19 protein-coding genes and 1 riboswitch are annotated in these 18,666 nt (G+C 39.0%); of the genes, 8 read left to right on the forward strand and 11 right to left on the reverse strand.

What is annotated here, in order from left to right:
- Window positions 1–91 precede the first annotated feature (91 nt).
- On the reverse strand, window positions 92–1,030 hold the full coding sequence (yvcK, locus tag QQS39_RS05750; protein WP_151434613.1) for a uridine diphosphate-N-acetylglucosamine-binding protein YvcK: 939 nt from the start codon (window positions 1,028–1,030) through the stop codon (window positions 92–94).
- Window positions 1,031–1,309: 279 nt separating this feature from the next.
- A riboswitch (molybdenum cofactor riboswitch) is annotated at window positions 1,310–1,452 on the forward strand.
- Between yvcK and moaA the strand changes: the two genes are divergently transcribed.
- The 5 genes from moaA to QQS39_RS05775 all read left to right on the forward strand — a co-directional run bounded on the left by moaA (window position 1,442) and on the right by QQS39_RS05775 (window position 4,551).
- On the forward strand, window positions 1,442–2,422 hold the full coding sequence (moaA, locus tag QQS39_RS05755) for a GTP 3',8-cyclase MoaA (RefSeq protein WP_285805539.1): 981 nt from the start codon (window positions 1,442–1,444) through the stop codon (window positions 2,420–2,422). (Overlaps the previous riboswitch by 11 nt.)
- Before the next feature lie 39 nt (window positions 2,423–2,461).
- Entirely contained in the window at window positions 2,462–2,941 is a 480-nt protein-coding gene (gene moaC, locus QQS39_RS05760; RefSeq protein ID WP_023581221.1) for a cyclic pyranopterin monophosphate synthase MoaC, read from the forward strand.
- Complete coding sequence (moaD, locus tag QQS39_RS05765) at window positions 2,938–3,183, forward strand: molybdopterin synthase sulfur carrier subunit (RefSeq protein WP_160230090.1); 246 nt, start codon at window positions 2,938–2,940, stop codon at window positions 3,181–3,183. The genes moaC and moaD overlap by 4 nt, the downstream gene beginning before the upstream one ends.
- A gap of 1 nt (window position 3,184) precedes the next feature.
- Window positions 3,185–3,646: a molybdopterin synthase catalytic subunit MoaE gene (gene moaE, locus QQS39_RS05770; RefSeq protein ID WP_151434616.1), complete on the forward strand. Its 462-nt coding sequence runs from the start codon at window positions 3,185–3,187 to the stop codon at window positions 3,644–3,646.
- A 194-nt stretch (window positions 3,647–3,840) separates the two neighbouring features.
- Window positions 3,841–4,551, forward strand: coding sequence for a Bax inhibitor-1/YccA family protein (locus QQS39_RS05775; RefSeq protein WP_151434617.1), 711 nt, complete (start codon window positions 3,841–3,843; stop codon window positions 4,549–4,551).
- Between the two features lie 259 nt (window positions 4,552–4,810).
- On the opposite strand, the gene QQS39_RS05780 is transcribed toward QQS39_RS05775, so the two are convergent.
- The 7 genes from QQS39_RS05780 to QQS39_RS05810 form a co-directional block, all read right to left on the reverse strand.
- Window positions 4,811–5,446 (reverse strand): retron system putative HNH endonuclease, encoded by a 636-nt coding sequence (locus QQS39_RS05780; RefSeq protein WP_151434618.1) that lies wholly within the window; start codon window positions 5,444–5,446, stop codon window positions 4,811–4,813.
- Entirely contained in the window at window positions 5,421–6,845 is a 1,425-nt protein-coding gene (locus tag QQS39_RS05785; protein WP_285805540.1) for an AAA family ATPase, read from the reverse strand. Before QQS39_RS05785 ends, QQS39_RS05780 begins: the two co-directional genes overlap by 26 nt.
- Window positions 6,846–6,910: 65 nt before the next feature.
- On the reverse strand, window positions 6,911–8,020 hold the full coding sequence (locus QQS39_RS05790) for an ABC transporter permease (RefSeq protein WP_151434620.1): 1,110 nt from the start codon (window positions 8,018–8,020) through the stop codon (window positions 6,911–6,913).
- 13 nt (window positions 8,021–8,033) lie between these two features.
- A complete protein-coding gene (locus QQS39_RS05795) occupies window positions 8,034–9,185 on the reverse strand; it encodes an ABC transporter permease (RefSeq protein ID WP_285805541.1) in 1,152 nt (383 codons plus the stop codon).
- On the reverse strand, window positions 9,178–10,947 hold the full coding sequence (locus tag QQS39_RS05800) for an ATP-binding cassette domain-containing protein (protein ID WP_285805542.1): 1,770 nt from the start codon (window positions 10,945–10,947) through the stop codon (window positions 9,178–9,180). Before QQS39_RS05800 ends, QQS39_RS05795 begins: the two co-directional genes overlap by 8 nt.
- Window positions 10,948–10,960: 13 nt before the next feature.
- A complete protein-coding gene (gene hlyD / locus QQS39_RS05805) occupies window positions 10,961–11,947 on the reverse strand; it encodes a secretion protein HlyD (protein WP_100159490.1) in 987 nt (328 codons plus the stop codon).
- 11 nt (window positions 11,948–11,958) lie between these two features.
- Window positions 11,959–12,657 carry a CerR family C-terminal domain-containing protein gene (locus QQS39_RS05810; protein WP_151434624.1) on the reverse strand — a complete coding sequence of 233 codons (699 nt, stop codon included), beginning with the start codon at window positions 12,655–12,657 and terminating at the stop codon, window positions 11,959–11,961.
- Window positions 12,658–13,030: 373 nt separating this feature from the next.
- Between QQS39_RS05810 and rhlE the strand changes: the two genes are divergently transcribed.
- The 3 genes from rhlE to QQS39_RS05825 all read left to right on the forward strand — a co-directional run bounded on the left by rhlE (window position 13,031) and on the right by QQS39_RS05825 (window position 15,849).
- Window positions 13,031–14,455 (forward strand): ATP-dependent RNA helicase RhlE, encoded by a 1,425-nt coding sequence (rhlE, locus tag QQS39_RS05815; protein ID WP_285805543.1) that lies wholly within the window; start codon window positions 13,031–13,033, stop codon window positions 14,453–14,455.
- 9 nt (window positions 14,456–14,464) lie between these two features.
- The gene (gene dusC, locus QQS39_RS05820) at window positions 14,465–15,397 is read left to right on the forward strand and encodes a tRNA dihydrouridine(16) synthase DusC (protein ID WP_151434626.1); all 933 of its coding nucleotides are present in this window, start codon (window positions 14,465–14,467) and stop codon (window positions 15,395–15,397) included.
- 203 nt (window positions 15,398–15,600) lie between these two features.
- On the forward strand, window positions 15,601–15,849 hold the full coding sequence (locus QQS39_RS05825) for a GlsB/YeaQ/YmgE family stress response membrane protein (protein ID WP_151434627.1): 249 nt from the start codon (window positions 15,601–15,603) through the stop codon (window positions 15,847–15,849).
- 78 nt (window positions 15,850–15,927) lie between these two features.
- Here the strand turns inward: QQS39_RS05825 and sseA are convergent, their stop codons facing one another.
- The 3 genes from sseA to dcuC form a co-directional block, all read right to left on the reverse strand.
- Window positions 15,928–16,770, reverse strand: a complete 843-nt coding sequence (gene sseA, locus QQS39_RS05830; RefSeq protein WP_285805544.1) for a 3-mercaptopyruvate sulfurtransferase — start codon at window positions 16,768–16,770, stop codon at window positions 15,928–15,930.
- A 13-nt stretch (window positions 16,771–16,783) separates the two neighbouring features.
- Window positions 16,784–16,969, reverse strand: coding sequence for a hypothetical protein (locus tag QQS39_RS05835; protein ID WP_151434629.1), 186 nt, complete (start codon window positions 16,967–16,969; stop codon window positions 16,784–16,786).
- A gap of 313 nt (window positions 16,970–17,282) precedes the next feature.
- Window positions 17,283–18,650 (reverse strand): C4-dicarboxylate transporter DcuC, encoded by a 1,368-nt coding sequence (gene dcuC, locus QQS39_RS05840; protein WP_099075077.1) that lies wholly within the window; start codon window positions 18,648–18,650, stop codon window positions 17,283–17,285.
- Between the last annotated feature and the right edge of the window lie 16 nt (window positions 18,651–18,666).

Genomic DNA, 18,666 nt, shown 5'->3' on the forward strand with positions numbered 1-18,666 from the left:
CCAATAGTGATATTGTGTTTTTATCGACAAAAAACCGCACTTGCTGTTTATTGCAGATGCGGTTTTTTTTATGAACGCAAGTCATTAAATATTATTTAACGGTTTGAGGTGATGCATTACGTTGCCCTAATTGTTGCAACGTTAACTCAATAGCTTTACCTAATAGATGGCGGTCGTGACGATAAGGAATATCTTTGGCTTCCAATTGAGCTTGTACAATTAATCGACCTTTCATCGATTCATATTGTGTTTCAGGGCTAATGATCACGGCATCTATTGTTTGTAAACCAATATAATTCTCCATCATGGCGATTTTATCAGACATCGTCATACTGGCTGCTGCAGGGCTTAGCTCTTTGCCTAGATTACCAATATAAATCGTTGTTGCACTGCTACGACGCAATGCTTGTGCAAGCTCTGGCAGTAATAACAAAGGCATTAAACTGGTAAAAAAGCTACCGGGACCAATTAAGATCAAATCGGCTTGTTCAATCGCTTCAATGGCTTCTCGTGTAGTAGGCACTTTAGGGTAGAGATCAAGCTTTTGGGGGATCTTAGGTAAAATATCAACATTGACCTCACCATAAATCTCATTTCCTTGGTCATCTATCGCCATAAGGTCAACGGCTTGTTCAGACATAGGAATAAGGTGAGCATTCACTCTTAATAATCCGCGGATAAGATTAATGGCTTCTAAAGGTCGAACACTTAAGTTATCAAGTGCCTTAAGCATTAGATTACCTAAATTATGCCCTGCCAGCTCGCCTGTACCAGAAAAGCGGTATTCAAACATTGCAGAAGCAACGGAAGGCTCAGTAATTAGCTGATTAATACAATTGCGCATATCTCCCCACGCAATACCACCTTCTTCTTGGCGAATACGGCCAGTAGAACCGCCATTGTCAGTTGTTGTAACAATACCAGTAAGACGAGAGCCTAAGTAGGAGAGTGCTGAAAGCACACGTCCAAGGCCATGACCACCACCAAGGGCAACAACACGATCTAAATCACTTAGCGTGCGATTTCGCATATTTGTTCTACTCATCTTTAAAAATTTGCCGCTAATTTATCACAATTAAATTTTAAGCCTATGATCACGACGTGATTTCATCACATTCCTAGTTTAATTTCACTTTTGATAGCCTAATATTTAATCAATGAAAGCGTTTTTACTTATGTTATTAGAGTGACTAAAGTGTCGTAAGTCGTTGTATTATAAATTATATAGCGAAAACATTATTCGCTTTTTGAAAAATTAGAAGGTAGAATCCACAATAAATATATAGGTATTAGAAACCTGTGAACAACAGGTAAAGATTAACTCCTAGCCTTAATGTCTAAGTCATGTATTTACAAGATATGATGTTCTGGCCGTGACGAAACCAGTCACCAGGGTGCAAGGTAGAAATGCCAGCATCTCCCGATTTGGAAAGGTGTTACTATGCAACAACTCGTTGATGCGTTTTCCCGCAAATTTTTCTATTTACGTCTTTCAATTACAGACGTGTGTAATTTTCGTTGTACTTATTGCCTACCTAATGGTTATAAGCCTAACGGTCATAAATCATTTCTTTCGTTAGATGAAATCAGCAGACTGACACAATCTTTTGCCGCGTTAGGGACAGAAAAGATCCGCCTAACAGGTGGGGAGCCTACAATGCGTCGTGATTTTACTGATATTATCGCAACCATTAAAGACAATCCGGCAATTAAAAAAATTGCAGTAACAACCAATGGCTATCGCTTAGCCAGAGATGTTGCACAATGGCGTGATGCTGGTTTAAGTGCAATTAATGTGAGTGTTGATAGCCTCGATCCTCGTCAATTCCATGCTATTACAGGACAAGATAAATTTAGCCAAGTAATGGAAGGTATTGATGCTGCATTTACCGCGGGTTTCGAAAAAGTAAAAGTTAACGTTGTGCTAATGCGCAATGTGAATGATAAAAACCTCCCAGATTTTCTTCGTTGGATCAAAGACCGACCTATCCAACTGCGTTTTATCGAGTTAATGGAAACCGGTGATGGTAGTGATATATTCAACCGCTTTCATTTGTCTGGTGAAGTGATTCGCCAGCGCTTACTTAACGAAGGTTGGTTACAAATTCCTCGCGCTCGCAGTGACGGGCCTGCTCAAGTATTTACCCATCCTGATTATCAAGGTGAAATAGGTCTTATCATGCCTTATGAAAAAGACTTCTGTTTAACTTGTAACCGTTTACGTGTTTCAGCTATTGGTAATCTCCATCTTTGCCTATTTGGTGAGAATGGTATTCCTTTACGTGATCTGCTTGCTGATGATAGTCAGCAAGAAGCATTACAACAGCGTATTCAAGGTGGTCTTCTTCATAAACGAGAAACTCATTTTCTTCATCAAGGCGATAGCGGTATTACACCGAACTTATCTGTGATTGGTGGGTAGTTTTTCGCTCTGTTATTTCGTTAATTTCAGGAGTTGTGCATGTCTCAACTAACTCATATTAATGCTGCCGGTGAAGCTCACATGGTGGATGTTAGCGCTAAAGCTGAAACAGTGCGAGAAGCGCGTGCTGAAGCCTTTGTTGAAATGTCGGCAGAAACATTAAGCATGATCACCGAAGGTAAACATCATAAAGGTGATGTATTTGCGACTGCAAGAATTGCAGGTATTCAAGCCGCAAAAAGAACATGGGAGTTAATCCCGTTATGTCATCCGCTGTTATTAACTAAAGTCGAAGTGCGTTTAGAAGCACTCACTGGATCTAACCGCGTACGCATTGAATCTGTTTGCCGTTTAACGGGTAAAACAGGGGTTGAGATGGAAGCATTAACTGCGGCATCGGTAGCGGCATTGACGATTTATGATATGTGCAAAGCCGTTCAAAAAGATATGGTGATAGGACCTGTACGTTTATTAGAAAAAACAGGTGGTAAATCAGGTCACTTTAAGGTGGAAGCATGATTAAGGTTCTTTTCTTTGCTCAAGTCCGTGAATTAGTGGGTGTTGATTCTCTCGAATTAGATTGTAAATACCACACAGTAGATGATTTACGTAACGCCTTAATTACTAAAGGTGATCGTTGGTCACTCGCATTAGAAGATGGCAAATTACTTTCTGCGGTAAACCAATCCTTTGTTCAAGGCTCTCACGTTATTAATGATGGTGATGAAATCGCCTTTTTCCCACCTGTTACAGGAGGATAAGATGAGCGCATCAACTCGCATTTCAGTACAAACCGAAAATTTTAGTGTTGGTGATGAATACCAATGGCTTTCAGAGTGTGACAGCGATGGCGCTGTTGTGACATTTACGGGTAAAGTTCGCAATCATAATTTAGGTGATGAAGTGAATACACTCACCCTTGAGCATTATCCGGGAATGACTGAAAAAGCACTGACAGATATTGTGAATGAAGCTCGCTCTCGCTGGCCTTTGCAACGTGTAAGTGTTATTCACCGCGTTGGAACTTTGCAAATTGGTGAAGAGATAGTGTTTGTTGGTGTCACCAGTTCTCATCGCAATAGTGCGTTTGAATCCGCTGAATTTATTATGGACTTTTTAAAAACACGCGCACCGTTTTGGAAAAAAGAAGGGCTTTCTGAAAATAACGATAGATGGGTGGATGCACGCCAAAGTGATTATGATTCAGCCGAGCGTTGGGAATAAATTATTACGTTCAATTAAACGCTACATTACTTTACCTAAATTTATTTTGTGATGACATTTCATACAGTTTATTTCATGGAAATGTAAAATCAGTGTGATAAAATTAAATTCTAATGAGTCCATAATGGGCTTTTTACTGAAATAAACGTTATTGTTAAACCTAACGTTATCACTATGATTAAAGGGTAATCATCATGGATCGATTTTCACGTTCAAATGATTCAATAGTACAGCGCACAGGTTCTGGCCTACAAACCTTTATGGCTCAGGTTTATGGTTGGATGACTGTAGGTCTGTTATTAACTGCGTTTGTTGCATTCTACGTTGCATCAAGCGAAACATTATTATCAATGATTTTCTCAAGCAAGATCGTCTTTTTTGGTCTGATCATTGCTCAATTAGGGTTAGTTTTCGTGTTATCCGGTATGGTTCATAAAATGAGTGGTGTAATGGCAACCTCATTATTTATGCTCTATTCCGTGTTAACGGGTGTGACTATCTCAAGCGTATTACTGGTTTATACTGCATCTTCAATTGCGAGCACCTTCTTTATTTGTGCGGCAATGTTTGGCGCATTAAGTATTTACGGTTACACCACTAAGCGTAGTTTAACGGGTATGGGTAGCTTCCTGTTTATGGGGCTTATCGGTATCATTATTGCTTCTATCGTGAATATCTTTATGCAAAGCTCCATGATGAGCATGGTTATCTCTTACGCAGGTGTGTTAATTTTTGCTGGTTTAACCGCGTATGACACACAAAAATTAAAAGATATGGGTAATGAAATTAACCAAGAAGATAAAGAAAATATGCGCCGTTATTCAATTATGGGGGCATTAACGCTTTATTTAGATTTCATCAACCTGTTCTTAATGTTACTGCGTATTTTAGGCGACCGTCGTTAATTTTAACGGTATCTACGGGTAAACCTAGTTTAAAAACAGCATAAAAATAAATCCCATAGCTTTAATAAGTTGTGGGATTTTTTTGTGCTTTTATTAAGGGGCTTTTTCTGTCGTTACCCAATTGAAATAGAATGAAGTTTAATTATCTCGTAACCAAGACGTAATAGTTAACCTCACTAAAGCCCCTTCAGGGCTTAATAACCGACAACAAAGAGAACGTGAACACCAAAAATAAAAGAAGTCATTATTACTCTTACTGTTAAGTTAACCACTGTTTCAATATATTAATAATAATAGGTGAAAAGCTTTCTAGTTTCCCATCATCATTAGGTTTTGCTAGTTCTATGATTAAATCATTAAGTAAATCATCATCTTCTAGTCCTTGACTAGGATCAATTCCATTAATAAATAGAATTTGTTCAATAGCGTTTTTTCTTTTACTGATTAATAAGTTATTGGGAAGAGTGCTAGAGCCTAAATTTAGTATTTCAATTGCCTTTTCAGCACGGGAAGTTACACCATTAACTCTACCACTAATTGAAAACTGTAATTCAGTCTCACACTCATCCATAAGTGGAGTGAGGGGAAGTGCGTGATGTTGATGAGAATTGCCGCATTGTTTCTTAGCATTGCAACTGGCGATAAGATTAGAGAACTCAAGCGTTTTATTTTGTGCTAATTGTTGAGGTTCGATATGTTCATTGTGGCAGTCATGAATTGATTTTATTTGCTGACAACAATGACCACATAAATAGAACTGCTCTTCTAGCAATACTTCTCTTATTTCTGTTCGAATTTCTGAGGTTAAATCAGCGTATTTTTTATGTTTATTTTGCCTTTTCCATTGAGTTAAACTTGTGGGTTCATAATTATTTCTTTTGCTGATTTTTCTCAAGTTGAACTTCCTTTTTCTTTAGCAATAACCGTGCTTTTACGACTTCGATGTTATTGGTAGAAATCTCTTTTTCTAACTCAGTTAGTAAATCTTTTGCTGTTGCAATATCGGCATTTTGAATAGCATCAAGAACATCGCCAATTTGGCTTTGTACTTTTTGATTGATAAAGTCAGTATCCATAATTTCTGACAGTACGCTATTGATATCTTGCCCATAAGGCGAAGAGACTTTTTCAACCTGACCTTTTTCAATGCTATAAACAAGAATATCTTTGTGATCACTGATTAATAACGGAGAGTGCGTTGTTAATACAAATTGGCAGTTAGGAAAGGTTTTATCCAATAAAGCTATTAATCGTCGTTGCCATTGAGGGTGCAAGTGGACGTCAGGCTCATCAATTAAAATAATGCCTTTGCCTTCTAAAGGATTATCCAAAGTTATATTTAAAAGCGTTAAACGGCGTGCAATATCACCAATCATGGCAAGTAGTGATTTTTCACCATAAGAGAGCTGTTCAATTGAAAAGTGAGTACCGTCTTTAACTACTTTCATTGAAAGATCGGGTGTACGCTCAATATAGATATTTTCAATTGTTGAACTACCATCAGATAAGAAAATTTTAATGGCTTCGCGTACCGCAGTGAGTGCTTTATCTTGCAATTTCTTTTGCTCGGCTAACATACTTTGGTAAATTTCACTGTTTACATCAGTATGTTTTTCTAACAATTTCATAATGCTTGTGTGAGGTGCCGTTTCATTTTCGATATCTTCACGGTAACGAAACCAAGCAAAGAAATCGGCATAATCTGTTTTAGCTTCTAAACTCCCGTTATAACCCGCTAACATATCAAATGGATGACTATTAATAGGCTGAATTGCAGTATTAATTGTTGAGTCATAAGTGTGGCGAGTTGCACCATAGTAGGCAACAATAGGATAATTTCTATGATACTTTGTTTGTCTTGAGGAAATTCTATAACGGTTATATACGTACTGAGCTAGATCAGAATCTATTGCATATGAGCCTAATGCATATTTTTTTGAGTTTTTAAGTGCTGTAATTAATTCTAGTGAGAGATCATCATGATATTTATAAAATGAAAGATTGGTTTCTTGTTCGATATCTCTTTTGAGAAAGGAAATTAGGCAATAATCAGACGACACATTAATTTTGGATTTATTTGCAAATTTACCCTGAGCATCTTTATCTTCAAGCTTCGCTACAAACCAACTTAAACCTGTTGCAATAGCATCTAAAATACTGGTTTTACCCGAACCATTATTACCAATAAACACAGTAATATTTGAGCCATTCTTGTTGCCATCTTTTGTGGCTAACGTGATGTCGGCATCAGTAAAAACACCATAATTTTCAAGTCGTAGTTTGCTGATTTGCATATTGCACGCCTATTGATTTTTTCTTTGGTATCAGTCTATTAGAGTTAGTTATCAAAGTACAGATTTTAAGCTATCTTCCTTTGGAAAAGATAATAGGCAATGCTACCCGTTCCTACTGCAATCACCAATAAAGGCCATAAACTGTGCCATATAACAGTGATGTCGGCATTTTTAAGGTAGATCTGTTTTGTGATATCAGTGAAATGACGAATTGGGTTTATCCATGTGGCATGTTGCAGCCAAACAGGCATATTTTCTACGGGGGAAATATAGCCGGATAATAAAATCGCGGGCATCATAAACACAAAGACACCAATAAAAGCCTGCTGTTGTGTTGAACTTAATGCCGATATTAATAAACCAAATCCTACCAACGATAAGCCATAAATCAACATAGTAAAGTAAAACAGCAATAAGGAGCCAGAAAAGGGAATTTGATAACCAAATATACCAATAATTAACACAATAGTGCCTTGAGTAGCAGCAACAACCATTGCGGGAACGGCTTTACCGACAAAGATTTGCCATGTTGATAGAGGAGAAACTAGCAATTGATCTAACGTACCTTGTTCACGCTCCCGAGCAACAGAAAGTGAAGTCACAATCATAACGCCAATGGTAATAATTAATGCAACTAAAGAGGGCACAATAAACCATTTATAATTTAAATTAGGGTTATACCAATTACGAACAACAAGCTCTGTTTTATTTAGCAAAGAAGGTGTATTGCCTGTTAATTCAGTTTGATAGTTTTGTACGATTTGCTGTACATAATTAGCAGCAATTTGCGCACTATTAGAATTTCTACCATCTAGGATTATTTGCAATTTAACCGGGACGCTGCTTTCTAAATCAGCACTAAAATTCTGTGGAAAACGAACTAATAAAAGCGCTTTACGATTATCAATAGCCTCTTTTATTTCATGTTCATTTTTAAGCAAAAGAGTTTGAGAGAATGCACTTGCTTTGGCGATACGTTGGGTTAACTCAATAGATTGTTTACCATTATCTTCATCAAAAATAGCAATAGAGGCATTGGTAACATCTAATGTTGCGGCAAATGGGAATAAGATCATCTGAAAGATAACGGGCATTATTAAAATAATACGCGTTTGAGGCTCTTGTAATAATGACTGTAACTCTTTCATTATCAGGGTGAGAAGACGATAAAACATAAACACTCTCCCTTTAATCTAATCGACGTCGTGTTGCTAACGCGGTTAAGCCAATAAAGAATATGGCAGAAACGATCAACAACCACATATCTAACATTAATATCAATGGAATATCGCCAGCTAAAAATAGTGTTTGTAAGCTACTCACAAAATAACGTGCAGGAATAAAATAGGTCACCACTTGAATAAAAATGGGCATGCTATCAATTTCAAAAACAAAGCCTGATAACATAACTGCGGGCAAAAATGCAGCATTTAACGAAATCATTGCGGCATTAAATTGATTACGCGTTAGTGTGGAAATAAGTAATCCCATTCCTAAAGCCGTAGCTAAAAAGAGCGAGGTGATCCCGCCTAAAATCCACAACGATCCTCGATAAGGCACACCAAGCACAAACACTGTGACGACCATACATAACACCATGACAAAACTCCCTAACACTTGGTAAGGAATAAGCTTTGAAAGTAAGAGTTCTGTGCGTGTAATTTGAGTGGAAAGTAGGGCTTCCATAGTGCCTCTTTCCCATTCGCGGGCAATCACTAATGAAGTAAGAATAGCCCCTACGACCGTAATAATAATCGTCACCGCACCCGGAATAATATAGTGCTGACTCATTGCCGCAGGGTTAAACCAATAACGAGGTTCTACTTCAATTAATGGGGTTGTATCAATACCTTTACTGATAGCCTGTTGTTGTAACCATACTTGCCAAACCCCTTTGGTATACGCTTGCACAAAGTTTGCCGTATTAGGCTCACTGCCGTCGGTGATCACTTGGATCGGTGCTTGGGTATCTTGGCGAGCCAGTAATTCAGCAAAATTAACCGGAATAACCACAATGCCACGGATTTGTCCCGCCTGCATTTTATCGATTAATAATTGCCGATTATCGCTAATAGTTGCATTGATATATGGTGAATTCGTGAAGGTGTAAACAAGCTCTTGTGCTGGTTGGCTTTGTTGATTAGTTAAAATGCCAATATTTAATTTGCTGGAGTCTAAATTAATGCCATATCCAAAAATAAACAGCAAAGTAAGTGGGATAACAATAGCAATAAGGGCGCTACTGGGATCACGAGTAATTTGCTTTGTTTCTTTTAAACACAGTGCATATAAACGTCGCCAAGAAAAGCGAACATGAGATGATTGAGCTGAATTATGCATGTTTTTCGCTCCCTTTATCATTTTCACTTTCAAGTTTTTTATCGTAATCCAGCACTAGACCAATAAAGGCATCTTCCATTGAAGGCGTTGGATTATCTTTGCTTGCAACCATTTTTTTCAGAGAATCAGGCTCTCCTGCTGCAATGATTTTTCCTCTATAAACCAAACCAATGCGATCACAATACTCTGCTTCATCCATAAAGTGAGTGGTAACCATGACGGTCACTCCTTTATCAACCATACCATTAATATGCAGCCAAAATTCTCTTCGCGTTAATGGGTCAACGCCTGATGTAGGCTCATCTAAAAAGAGAATATCAGGCTCGTGCATTAATGAGCACGCAAGGGCAAGGCGTTGTTTATAACCTAAAGGCAAGGTTTCTGTGATTTGATTGACCATCGGCTGTAAACCAAAGGCAGTTATCATATCGTTGATTTTATCGCGCTGTTGTTTGCCATGTAAGCCATAAACACCTGAGAAGAATTTCAAGTTTTGTCCCACTTTAAGGTTGCCATAAAGTGAGAATTTTTGTGCCATATAACCTAAATGCTGACGTGCTTTACCAGAGCTTTCCTTCAAGTCCATACCTAGCACAAGGGCTTTACCGCTGGTGGGGACTAATAAACCACACATCATTTTAAAGGTTGTCGATTTACCTGCCCCGTTAGGCCCTAATAAACCGAAAATTTCACCACGTTTCACTTGGAAATTGACATGATCGGTCGCTGCAAATTGACCAAACATTTTGGTTAACTGTTGCGCTTCAATTACGGTTTCATTAGGTGCGGGGGGGATCTGAGGCATAATTTCAGCTAATTCAGACTTATGAGAAGGACCGCCTCCTAATAAATCTATAAAAGCATCTTCAAAGCGAGGTGTAGCAGGAATAAGCTTCGCATCAGGTTTACCCAAAGCGCTTAATAATTCAGTTTGATTACTCTGTTTTTTCAGGATCAAACGAACGGATTGCCCTTGAATAACGCCATCCGTTACCTGAGGTTGAATAATTGCCTGTTGTAATACTTTTCTACGCTGATGACCTTCAACATTAAGTAGAAAAGAGCGCCCTGTCATTTTTGCTGTTAAATCTTGAGGAATACCACTATAAAGTAGCTCTCCTTTGTTAAGTAAGAGAATGTTTTTACATTGCTCTGCTTCATCAAGATAAGAGGTGCTCCATAAGATCAACATACCATCGCTGGCTAAAGCATGCACCATTTGCCAAAGTTCGCGACGTGCAATGGGATCAACGCCCACGCCCGGCTCGTCAAGAAGCAGAACCTTAGGGCTACCTAATAAAGTGCAAGCCAGTCCAAGTTTTTGTTTCATCCCTCCTGAGAGATTGCCTGCAAGGCGAGATGTAAAGCGAGTGAGATCGGTAAAGGTGAGCAGTTGGTGATAAACTTTTTTACGCTCCTCGCCCACAACATTTTTTAAATCAGCATAAAGATTGAGATTTTCTAATACCGTTAAATCTTCATACAGACCAAATTTTTGTGGCATATAACCAAGGATAGCTCTGACATCGATACTCTGTTTTTGTGGGTCCATTCCTAAAATACGAATATCACCCGCATCAGGCTTTAATAATCCTGCAAGCATACGAATTAAGGTTGTTTTGCCTGCGCCATCAGGGCCAACTAAACCCGTCACAGAGCCACCAGTGATGGTGGCTGTTAATGACGAAACAGCGGGTTTTTCCAGCCCTGTAAAGTGCTTTTCAACACCGTGAAGTTCGATAGTGTAATCAGTGTGTTCCATTTTTTCCCCGCACTTAATGAGAGGAAGCAAATTTTAAGGTGACAGGCATACCTTGGCGCAATGCGTCATCAGCATCCGTTACAACCACTCTGAGGCGATACACTAAATCGGTTCTTAACTCCGGTGTTTCAACGCTTTTTGGAGTAAATTCGGCTGTTGGTGAAACAAAACCAATCGTACCGTGATAAGGCTTATCTTTACGTCCATCGGTATAGAGATAAACTTCTCGATTAGGAACAGCTTCGCTTAAGTGAGTTTCACTGATATAAGCTCTGACCCAAACAGGGTTAGTTAATGATACCGTAAATACTGGGCTTCCAGCCGATAACATAGTACCGGGTTCCACAGCACGAGTTAGCACAGTACCTTGTGATGGAGAAATTAATTGCGTGTCTTGGAGGTTTAATTCAGCTTGGGCAACGGCGGCTTTAGCTTGCATAACTTGTCCTTTCGCCGCATCAATGTCTTCTTTTCGATAACCATTTTGATATTGATTAAGCTTATCTTGCGCTGCTTTTAAGGCGGCTGCCGCTTGATTGCGATTATTTCTTGCACTGTCTAAATCATTGGCTGAAATTACTTTTCGGTTAGCAAGATCTTGCTGGCGTTTATAAAAATTTTCTGCATATTGCCAAGCAGCTTGCTTTAATGACACATCAGATTGAGCTTGCGCAATTTCTTCAGTGCGATATCCCGCTTCCATTAAAGCTAGCGACGCAATTGCACTATCACGCTCACCATAAGCTTTATTTAGTGCATTGCGATAGGGCGCATCATCAAGCTTACCTAATAATTGCCCTTTTTGAACAGGAGCGCCTTCATCAACTTGTAATGTGTCTAATCTTCCAGCCACACGAAAACTAAGGTTGACTGTACGTATATCGACATTGCCATAGAGTACTAATTCAGACTCTTTGTTTTCTTCGTAATAATAGATACCTGCAACAATACCGATAATAATCATTAAGATAATAAACAAACTGACTTTTTTAGTTTTCATAATAACTCTATTTATGCGTGATGGTTGTTAGTGTAAATCTCTCTTAATCCATTGAGTAATAAAGTAATATGAGTCTTTAACGTATTGGAGATAATCTGATACTCATTTTTACCAATTCTATCCCATCCTGTTTGTCTTAGGATAGTTTCCCTGACTAAACGAAATGATAGCACTTCTCCCAATATAGCGTGAGTATGTAACATCGTTGCAGGTAGTGCAGCATCTAAACCAATATAAATAGCTAATAGCTTGTTTACACGCGTTAAAAGAGGCGATAACGCTTGCTGGTGGATCAAGGAATATGCTTCGGTTGGAACAAGCTGTTCCCTTGCCATAATGCGACTAAGATGAATATTTTCTTTATCAAGCACAAGGCGGGCATATTGCAAAAAGCTATCTGTAATAAGCGTTTGCAGTAAAGGGAGATGTTCTGCTGGGTTAGGTCGTTCAAGAAATTCGTCAAGAATGACCACTGTCGGTTCAAAATCAAGACGAATAAGATCAGCAATATGTTGTGCAACGGCGAGATATAGCCCTTCTTTAGACCCAAAATAATAAGCGATAGCGGCAATATTTTGTTGAGCAGCTTGTGCAATTTGGCGTGTTGTGGCGGCATCTGGCCCATTTTTACCAAAGATCTCACATGCAGCTTCCAATAATTGTCGTTTTGCTAGTTCACCACGCGTCGTCTTCTGTTGGGTGTCTGACATAATAGAAGATACCTTACTTAAGTAAAATGTAACAAAACCAATGATATTAAAAACAGCGATAACAAGGCGTATTATATTAGATGATATTGAACAATAGGGAAAATTTGTGATAAATAATCAAATAAAGCTGATGTGTAATAAAAAAAGTGTAATCTATTATTGAAAATTATTTTTGTATTCTGAATATAGCAAAAACTGTTAGAATAGGGGTTATTAGGTTAACCTAACAAGGTTCATTCTCTTTCATCACTGTCTATACCTAGAAATGATAGTACCTATAGAGTAATAGTACCTATAGATTGACAGTATGAAAGCCCGTCATTTTTAATTTCAATCACCGTGTTATACGTTCTGGTTGTAGGAGACTACTGTTTTGACCGATTTTACATCGCTTGGTTTAAGTGAGGCGCTTCTCCGCGCTATTGATGAACAAGGGTATAAAACCCCAACCCCTATTCAACAGCAGGCGATTGAGCCGATTTTGGCGGGTAAAGACGTATTAGCAAGTGCGCAAACAGGCACAGGTAAAACAGCAGCTTTTACATTACCAATATTGGAAAAGTTATCTCAATCAGCAGTAAAAACAAAAGGTCGCCAACCTGTTAAAGCGCTGATTTTGACACCAACGCGCGAGCTTGCGGCTCAAATTGCTGAAAACGTAAAAGCGTATAGCCGTTATATTCCTATTCGTTCGTTAGTCGTGTTTGGTGGTGTGAGCATTAACCCACAAATGATGAAGTTACGTGGCGGTGTTGATGTACTGATTGCAACACCGGGACGTTTACTCGATCTTGAACATCAAAATGCAGTTGATCTTTCTCGCGTTGAAGTTTTAGTGCTTGATGAAGCTGATCGTATGTTAGATATGGGCTTTATCCACGATATTCGCCGAGTGATTAGCAAATTACCGAAAAAACGTCAAAACTTACTGTTTTCAGCGACGTTTTCTAAAGAGATCACAGGGCTTGCCAATTCACTCTTAAATAACCCAGTGAGCATTTCGGTTGCACCAAAAAACTCGGCTGCTGAATCTGTTGATCAATATGTTCATTTAGTGGATAAAAAACGTAAAACAGAGTTGTTATCACACTTAATTGGTTTAGAAAATTGGCCACAAGTGCTTATTTTTACGCGTACTAAACACGGCGCGAATAAGCTTGCTGAACATTTAAATGCAGATGGAATTAAATCGGCTGCTATTCACGGTAATAAAAGCCAAGGTGCAAGAACGCGCGCTTTAGCTGACTTTAAAGATGGCAAATTAAAAGCGTTAGTCGCAACAGATATTGCGGCTCGTGGTCTTGATATCGACCAACTGCCTTATGTGGTCAATTTTGAATTACCGCAAGTGGCAGAAGATTATGTTCACCGTATTGGTAGAACCGGTCGTGCAGCTGCAACGGGTAAGGCTATTTCGCTTGTTTGTGTTGATGAACATGGTTTATTAGCGGATATTGAACGTTTATTAAAACGCGAAATTCCACGTTTAGCATTAGAAGGTTACGATCCTGATCCTTCAATTAAAGCAGCACCTTTACATAAAAAACCAAAGAATAATGCCCCGCGTAGAAGTGGTGGTAATCATGGTCGTGCAGATATTCGTGGTAAAGACAATCGCAATAATAGTCGTAGAGACGGTGATAGCGAAGGTAAAGAGTCTGGACGTAATAAAAATAAAGAAAACTACCGTAACAAAGATGGCTCTCGTACCGGAAAATTAGGGCCTCGTCGTTCACGTAAAAGTGATGAAGATAGTGATAATCAAAGCCCTTGGTCAAAAGCTAGAAAAGAGTTTTGAGGTTAAAAAGTGCGAGTTCTATTAGCGCCAATGGAGGGGGTTTTAGACCCCCTAGTGAGAGAATTACTCACTTCGATTAACGATTACGATCTCTGTATTACAGAGTTTGTACGAGTTGTAGACTCATTACTGCCAACGAAAGCGTTTTATCGCTTATGCCCTGAATTGCAGACAGAAAGCCGCACTAAAAGTGGAACATTGGTGCGAGTGCAATTATTAGGACAACATCCACAATGGTTGGCTGAAAATGCCTTTAGAGCGGTTTCTTTAGGCTCTTGGGGCGTTGATTTAAATTGCGGTTGCCCTTCAAAAACAGTCAATGGTAGTGGCGGTGGCGCTTCACTTCTAAAACAGCCAGAAACGATTTATCAAGCAACAAAAGCAATGCGTGACGCAGTGCCTTTAGAGTTACCTGTATCTGTTAAAGTGAGACTAGGCTGGGATTCTTCAGCGCATAGTCATGAAATTGCCGATGCTGTGGTGCAAGGTGGTGCTACGGAAATCACCATACATGGCAGAACAAAAGAAGATGGCTATAATGCGGAAAAAATTAATTGGCAAGCCATTGGAGATATTCGTCAAAGGCTTTCAATTCCTGTGATTGCTAATGGTGAAATTTGGAACCGTGAAGATGCATTAGCCTGTTTAGCCACAACAGGTTGTGATGCGATAATGATTGGTCGTGGTGCCATGAATACCCCTAACTTAAGCCGTGTTGTAAAAGGCATAGAAGCTAGAATGCCTTGGCAAGAGGTTATTGAATTATTAAAGCGCTATGTTCGTTTAGAAAAGCGCGGCGATACGACGATTTATCATGCATCACGTATTAAGCAGTGGTTTAGCTATTTACGCAAAGAGTATCCAGAGGCAGATGAGTTATTTAGGCAAATTCGAACACTAAAAACCTCACCAGAAATTGCGGTTGCAATAGAAGCGTTGTAGTTTAAAAATTCGCTCATTCGATAAAAAATAGTGCTAATCAATCAGCACTATTTTTTTGTCTGCTAAGCCATAATCTCTCTATTTATCTTAAATATAATGTTACTTATCTCCAATAATTGGAAAAAATAACTATTTCGACTTACACTCAATAAGTGACAATTTTAGGTATGTTGTTTATATCATGACTATTTTTAGGGGGAAATATGGGAATTATTGCTTGGGTTATCTTTGGTCTGATTGCAGGTATTTTAGCGAAATTCTTAATGCCTGGCTCTTATGATATTGGTCTGATATGGACCTGTATTCTGGGTATTGTCGGTGCGGTTGTTGGTGGCGCAATTAGTAGCTTCTTTGGCAAAGGCAAAGTGGATGGTTTTAACTTTGGTAGTTTTGTTGTCGCTGTCATTGGTGCCATTGTTGTACTCTATCTTGCAAAAGTATTTGCAAGCTAATGTTTTCGCATCAAATAGTTATTGATAATAAACCCGCATAATGCGGGTTTACTTTTTCTAAGGCAAAAACCAATTAAATTAGCATTCACAAGGCAGGGCGCTTTCAGCACCCCATTGCGCCCAAGAGCCGTCATAAAGCGCAATAGATTGGCAACCTAATACCGTTAACGCTAAAAATAAAATTGCTGCTGTCATACCAGAGCCACAAGTGACAATAATCGGTTGTGATAAATTCACATCTGCGAGTTCAAAAATTTGTTTTAGCTCTGCGTTGCTTTTCAATTGCCCATTAACAACAAGCTCATTCCACGGAACGTTTTTACTGCCGGGAATATGCCCGCTGCGTAGCCCCGGGCGAGGCTCCGGCGCTCTGCCATAAAAACGATCAGCAGAACGTGCATCAACCATCTGTTTTTGCTTGGTCGCGAGATTATCAAGAAGTTGCTGTTTATTGGCATAACGTTGGGCGTGACGTTCAACCACAAAAGGCGAAGTTGCTGGCGTAGCAATAGTTTCACCTTGTTGGGTTTCAAATCCAGCATCAATCCATGCTTGTAGACCGCCAGCAAGAATACGCACATTACGACAACCTAATGTTGTCAATGTCCACCAACCTCGTGGCGCTGAAAATAAATTGCCTTGATCATAAATAATGACTGTTGTGGTATTAGAAATACCTAGTTGCGTCAAGGTTTCTGAAAATAACACATCGGATGGCAACATATGTGGCAATGTTGTTGTTTTATCGGCAATCTCATCCAAGTTAAAAAAGTGAGCATGAGGAATATGACGCTCAAGATAATATTTTTGATAATCAATATCTTGTGTTGGCATTGGTGCGCTAACATCAAGGATCACAAGGTCGCTATCATTTTGATGTTCAAATAGCCACTGGGGCGTGACAAAGTAATCATATTCCATAGTGCAACCTCATTTATTTTGTGGACGGTGAACTGTCGGGTATTGCTGGAAATTGTTGCGCTGGCGATGTTTCAGGTAGCGCTTGTTTGTCTTCTATTGGTGTCGTTGAACGGGTATAAATATTTAATCCCGCAAGGAAAACGCCACCGATAGAGCCAAAAGCAAGTAGTGCGATAATAACGATAATTATTTTTTTCATAATGTTCATTTGCAGATGAATGTTGCGCAAAAGTATATCTAGATATGAGGTTGAAACAAGCGCTAAGTCTCCAAATTGAGGAAAAATATAGAATAAAAAAGAGACGTTCTATCGCGTTAAATAGGATGAATGAAGATGTAAAAAAGGCTATTTACCTACATAAATAGCCTTAATTACAGTACAAGTTGTGTTATTGGTTTCAATCAAAGGTTACAGTCAATGATAAGAAAAAATCCCTTAAATTCAGGAGTAAATGAATTTAAGGGAAAGGGGTAACGCAACTTAAGACTTCATTTAAAATGCAACGCAATTTTTACGAGTAGAGGAACCAGAATGTCATTGCTAAGTTCACAATGGCAGCCACAGCCATAGGAATAGCGGTTCGTTTAACGATTTGGAATGGTGAAACATTCGCAATACCTGCAATGGCAACAATGGCTGCGGTAATCGGTGAAACCGTACGACCAAAGCTTGTCATGATTTGCATTGGTAAAATTAAGGTAATGACATCCACTTTTAAGAAGGCTGCAATTTTGGGTGTTAAGGCTGCAAATGAGAAGAAAGCAGCATTACCAGAACCCATTAAGAATGCGGCTAATGCAAGGATCGCACTCATCACAATAATCATCGCGGCAATACCAAAACCCGCATCTTGAGCAGAGCTAATGAGTGTATCGACAGCACCACTTTTTAGTAATCCGTTCGCAAAGAATTCACCAGATACAATAAGTGATACCACTAAGACAAATTGCTTACCCATACCTTCGAAGAACAACATAAAGCTGTTCATCACCGCTTTTGCATCACGTAAGCGAACATATTCAAAAAGAAGTGCAATTACTGTACTAATGATCATTGCCGTGGTGACTTCTAATTTAATATAAGGGTGCAGCAAAGGGCTGAAGCCGATAATTAGAATTAAAGGGATCACAGGTAATAAGGCATAAGACAGTGGAATTTTGTTTCCTTCTTCTTTTACGGCATCAATTGTTGTTGGGTCAAAAACAAATCCTTCACGTTTATCCCACCAGCGTTGAATAAAGAAATGGGTGATCGCAACAGCAATAATAATAGGAATAGTAATAGGTAACTGGTGCTGAACAAAATAAACGGCAGGTTCAATATCCGCTGTTTTTGCCGCCATAATGACGTTACCAGAGCCGGGACCATGGTCGATAAATTGGCAACATCCAATAACTGCTAAAGCAGAAAGAGGGCTAATACCAGAACGAATTAAAATCGGATACATGGTGACCATTAATAGCATTCCCAAACCAGCATGACTTGGAATAAAAATAACCAAGATTTGGGTAACTAAAAATGAAATAACCAACAGTAAATAAGGCGATTTAATTGCTTTTAAAGGTTTTTCAAAAATAGCGAATAAAGCACGGCTTGCGCCAACGTGTTCCATATAACGAGAGAAACCCGCAATAGCCATTAATGTTAAACCTAGCCCCGCTAAGCGAGAACTCATAATATCCGTAAAGATTTGGAAAATATCAAAATACTTAAATTGCGTTGATTTATTTTCTGGTAATAACGGATTAAGGTCGAGAGAAGCAGTTAGGAGCAATAGCAACAAGCCCCCGAGTAATAATACTGGCTGAGGCTTATAACCTCTAGCCAGTAAATAAACCACCAACGCTGTTACCAGCGCGGCAATGATTAAACCTGTCATAGTGAATTCCCCGGTA

This window comes from Proteus appendicitidis (assembly GCF_030271835.1).
Lineage (GTDB): Bacteria > Pseudomonadota > Gammaproteobacteria > Enterobacterales > Enterobacteriaceae > Proteus > Proteus appendicitidis.